The 4,492-nt window shown below is 58.9% G+C and carries 3 protein-coding genes and 3 pseudogenes; all 6 read right to left on the bottom strand.

Annotation, left to right across the window (positions count from 1 at the left end; all coding sequences use genetic code 11):
- Nucleotides 1–922: pseudogene (locus HMPREF3115_RS31745) on the bottom strand (ShlB/FhaC/HecB family hemolysin secretion/activation protein); the annotation flags it as partial.
- Nucleotides 923–946: 24 nt separating this feature from the next.
- Complete coding sequence (gene bcpO, locus HMPREF3115_RS30165; protein WP_223855040.1) at nucleotides 947–1,129, bottom strand: CDI system lipoprotein BcpO; 183 nt, start codon at nucleotides 1,127–1,129, stop codon at nucleotides 947–949.
- A 73-nt stretch (nucleotides 1,130–1,202) separates the two neighbouring features.
- Nucleotides 1,203–2,015, bottom strand: coding sequence for a contact-dependent inhibition immunity protein BcpI (gene bcpI, locus HMPREF3115_RS31290; RefSeq protein WP_141751731.1), 813 nt, complete (start codon nucleotides 2,013–2,015; stop codon nucleotides 1,203–1,205).
- Nucleotides 2,012–3,400: pseudogene (locus HMPREF3115_RS24475) on the bottom strand (cell surface protein); the annotation flags it as partial. The gene bcpI and the pseudogene HMPREF3115_RS24475, both read right to left, overlap by 4 nt.
- 196 nt (nucleotides 3,401–3,596) lie before the next feature.
- Nucleotides 3,597–4,045: pseudogene (locus tag HMPREF3115_RS33095) on the bottom strand (DUF746 domain-containing protein); the annotation flags it as partial.
- Nucleotides 4,045–4,492: ShlB/FhaC/HecB family hemolysin secretion/activation protein (locus HMPREF3115_RS32760; RefSeq protein ID WP_305367017.1), on the bottom strand; the 448-nt coding region annotated here is incomplete at its 5' end. The pseudogene HMPREF3115_RS33095 and the gene HMPREF3115_RS32760, both read right to left, overlap by 1 nt.

The raw sequence follows: 4,492 nt of genomic DNA, 5'->3' as shown, positions 1-4,492 counted from the left end.
GATCGAATAGAAACCGTTCCAGCCGTGCGAGCCGAGACGCTTGTCGCCGAGTTCAAGGTCTTGGCTCACGCCGATGTTGAAAATGTCGTTCAGGCCCAGCGGGTTATCAATCCCGAGCGACAAATTACCTTGCAGCTTGCCGGTCGCGCGGGTCCCCGAGTTGTCGATCGATGCTACAACCGTCCAGGGCTTGCCGCGCTTCACGTCGAGCACGACGGCGCTTTCGCCCGGTACGTCGGCCGGCACGATCTGCATCGACACGTCCTGGCTCGACACGCGTTTCATTTGCTCCAGACCTTGCTCAAGGTCGCGCAGGTTCAGCAGTTCGCCGTCGCCGTTCGGGAAGGCAGTCTTCCAGGTGCCGCGGAGCTTTTCGTCGGCGAAGCGCACATGGCGAATCACGCCGGGGATCAGCGAAAACTTGAGGGTGCCGGTCGACAGATCCTGTTCCGGCAACAACCACGCGTGTCGTCACGTAGCCGCGCGCCAGAATCGCCTGCGACAGGCCCTTGACGAGCACATCGATACCTTGCTTGCCGACGCACTGGCCGGCATAGTGCTCCAACCATTCGCGCGCGAAGAAAAATCGATCCATCGGAAGTGCGGACGCGCCCTGAACCTTCGCTGCATCGGGCAATGAACTCGGCACGTCGAGTGTAAAGCGGTCGATCCGAAAACACGGCGTTTCGATGGGAAGCGCCGGATACGCTTCAATGCGCGGCACGTCCGAGCGAACGGAGGGGGCACGCACGGCCGCCTCCCGTTGCTGCGCTTCACGTTGTTGCTGCGCCTGCCGATCCTGTTCCGCATTCGCGCGTGCGGCGGCCGCCTGGTCGGCGGGCGACGGAGCGTGCTGTGTATATCCAGTCATTGGCACAAAGGAAGCAATCGACAGAAGGACAACGGACGGACGGATTCTCATTCGGATACGTGTGTTGAATTTGTTTTATGGTTTCGGCGCAAGATGGCCCGGAATCCAGATCCATTCGGTGCCATCCCATTTCCAATAGCCCATGACCCACGTCGTGGTTGACCAAGAAGGGAGCACTGGCGACATTTCTGCCTTCGGTGGCGGGCGCGGCGGAGCATCCGGCGGCACGCTCTCACACCCAGCGAGAAGCGCGGACATGGCAAACACGAAGGCCACAGGCCATTTTGTTTTCTTCATCATTACCCCGGTTTCAACGCGACGCCGGAGGCGATCACGTCTTAAACCAACGGGAAACACGGCCGATCAGCCCCTGCGGAGGGGGCACCCACCCCGGCTTCAGAAAGTCGTAGACGTCATCGTAGTGATCGAGAGGCTTCACCGGCATCAGCTCCATTGGAACGAGCGGGTGGTCGATTTCAATTTGTATCCCACGGCGCCAGCAAATTTTTGTCTCGATCGTCCCAAGATATGAGATGAAGTTCTCAAATTCTGGCCATGCGCATCTGATATTTGCATGCCTCTTCTCTATCAGATCCTTCAACTTCGTGCTATCACGCGAAAGCAACAACGAAAAGAAATACTCCCCGTCCGATATTGCCTGTCGATCAGCCTTTGACCCCTTCCTTGCAGTTTCCTCGATCAACTCACCCAACTCCCGATCCCTTCCCAAAATCGCAAGTTGAAATTTATAGTCGAGTGCCTCTGGCGATTTTAGATTATCTCGCGCACTCAGCAGCTCGGGGCTCTCAATTCCAGCCAAATCATTAATTACGCCTTCATCGTCCGATAAAAGTGCACATAAAGCATACATCCCCAACAAAGAGCCGGACCAACCATCCAGCCCCTGAGCCTTAGAGTACAACTTCGACGCCAAATAAAAATTTTGCTTGCACTGCGCAAGGTCATGTTGAACAAAGCAATCGAAGGTCGCTTGGGTTCTTGCACGGCTTGCCAAACCTTCGTAAACAATGCCAAGGCGAACCTTGGTTCTACGGTACATCGCATCGTGAACAAGCTCGGGAAGCAAGCCCCTTTCAGCCTGAACGAGATTCGCCAACTTCCTCATTGATTCTTGCCTGTTCATGGTGTATTCCTTAGGATTTTCACAATCACCATTCCATTTGCGTCAACGCCAGAAACCAGCTTCACGAGGTTTCCATTCTTCAGGGCCTGCTCGACAACGTTCGCCGTCTCTACCAAATGTGGATTTTCGCTATCTTTTAAACGCCTAATAGAGGAGGCAACCCAGTCATCTGTCTGCTGAGTTGGAAGCTTAGTCGCACCGTTTGCCGGATTTAAACTGATCGAGCCGGATTCGCTAAGGGGCTTGACCTCGTTAACGTAGACAGTGTTTCCTTTAACGTAGACTCCGTCAAAGCAGTTGGCACCGCACTTCCCATCAAGCGGCGTAAATCCATTCCGCACGAAGTAGTTATTCGCCACATATTCACGGGCCTGCCCCTGCAAATCCTTCGACGGAAGCTGATCGAGCTGCGAAAGCACGCCCTGTTCCGCCGAATTCAGCTTCACTGGCATGCTTTCCATCGTCACTTTGCCGGTGCTGATAAAGCCTTTATCCGCGGGTTTAACCGCCCCGGCCAACCACACATCAATCGACTCACCCACGCGCACGGCCGTCGACGCGACCTTATTGGCAAGGATACCGCCGACGACCGTTTCCTCGATCGTGTAATCGGGCTTCACTGAGCCGTTTTGCGCGGCGAAGTTACTCAACCGAGTCTGATCACGCTGGCTCGCACCCGGCGCGATCGAGCCGGGGAGTGAGCCCAGTCCAGAGTTCAAATACTGGTCCGAACGCTGCGCGGGCGTCGCGCTGAAATACGTCTGGGCAGATCCATCAGAAATCATCGGCTGGCCTCGGACCAGAATGGGCTTACCCATGTATTGCGACAGCATCTCCTCGGCCGTCTGAAGGTTCGCCAGGTAGGAACTGAGCCCGCCCATCGCGCCTTCGCTCGTCGGATTGTTCGCCGTCTGGATCAGCGTCTGAAGATACGCCATATTTTCCTTGTTGGCGGTGTCGTCGACCATTCCCTTTGCTGCGCGCTCCAACATATCGGTCCAGTAGATCGTCGCGCTCGCGACGCAACTTGCATCGCCACGGCATACCGCTTGTGCCTTTTCCTTCGCGAGACGTTCGACGACCTTCACCTCTTCTACGTGAAGCTGCCGATTGTAAAGCTCGTTGTTGATAGCAGAACCTGCACCAGCCAGCGCACCGGATGAACCGCAGCCCGCGAGTGCGCCAGCCGCAGCACCGCCGGCCGTCGCCACGATCTCGTTCAGCGCATCCCGCGCGGCAGCCTGCGCGCTCAACGGCAATTGGCTCACCGTCTGATCGATGATCGGCTGCGCCAGCGACTGCAACACATCGCCTGCCAGCGAGCCGGCGACCGCTGCGAACGACATGGCGTTCGCGCAGGCGTTCGGCAAAGCGGCAACTTTCGCGGTGGCAGAAGCCGCGACGCAGTTGGAAAACAGCAGTCCGCAGATGAAGGGCCTGTTCGGCGCAGTCCGGACAACGCGGGGGCCGATGGCTGAGCGAATTCAGTTCGTCGAATTCGCGCGTCAGACGGGCCGTCAAGGCGAGGTCTTCGCGCGCGCCGATTTCGTCGAAGGTCAGCGGCGCAGGTTCCAGTTCTGTTGGGCGGCCACCGAGCCTCACACGGCGCTCCCACTTGCCGGTCGGGTCGAGCTGCAACAGCCACGCGCGCCATGTAACAACACGTTGGCTGATGTCGTTCGACGGCTGCCCAGGCGTCCACCCGCATCCGTGCACGAGATCGGCTGCGACAGCAGGGACACGAACAAATCGAGCTTCTTGAGGTGCTTCTCGCCGAGCGGGGTGTCGGCTGTGCGGCTGAAGTAACACCGGCAAGTCCGGCACTCGAACATCGGCAGCCGACCGATAGGGCGCGTTCGGAATCCCGCGCTGGTGATGTGGCCGCCGCCACAGCGCGGGCAGCTGGGACGCGGTTCGTGACTCGCGGACAAGATCCTGTCGAGCTGGGCGGTCAGAAACGCCGTCAGTTCCTTGTCCTCGCCGGCGGTATCGGATCGGCGAAGTGTCGGGCGGCTCGATTGGGCGTTCATCAGAACTGGGCGGTTAGCTGGAATCCGAGCGTGACCCGATTCGTCGGAAAGCCGGACGGTTTGTACACCGGCGTACCGGCGAACAGGTCGTAGCCGTAGCCGCCGAAACGCGTCGCGACGCTGCCCTTCACGCCGATCACCGCGCCCGCCAGTTGCGTGCCGACCAGCGCGATCGGCTGCGGGCCCCACACACGGCCGTAGTCCAGGCCCACATAGACCGCCATCCCGGTCTGTCCAATCGGCGCCTGCAGCTCGTTGCGCCAGTAGAAGCCGCGAGACGCAGCGAGCATCGTTTCGCCGTCGAAGCCGCGCACCGTGTAACGGCTGCCGATCGTCAGATCGTCGATGTAGTACAGCGTGTTGCCCGTGTACTGGCCGTGGAACGTTGTCACGTAGCGGAACGGCTGCTGCGCGATTGCGAACGGCACCGACAGGTTCGCATCGAGC

The organism is Burkholderia sp. HMSC10F09 (assembly GCF_001806955.1).
Lineage (GTDB): Bacteria > Pseudomonadota > Gammaproteobacteria > Burkholderiales > Burkholderiaceae > Burkholderia > Burkholderia multivorans.
This window is presented reverse-complemented; position numbering and strand designations above follow the sequence as displayed.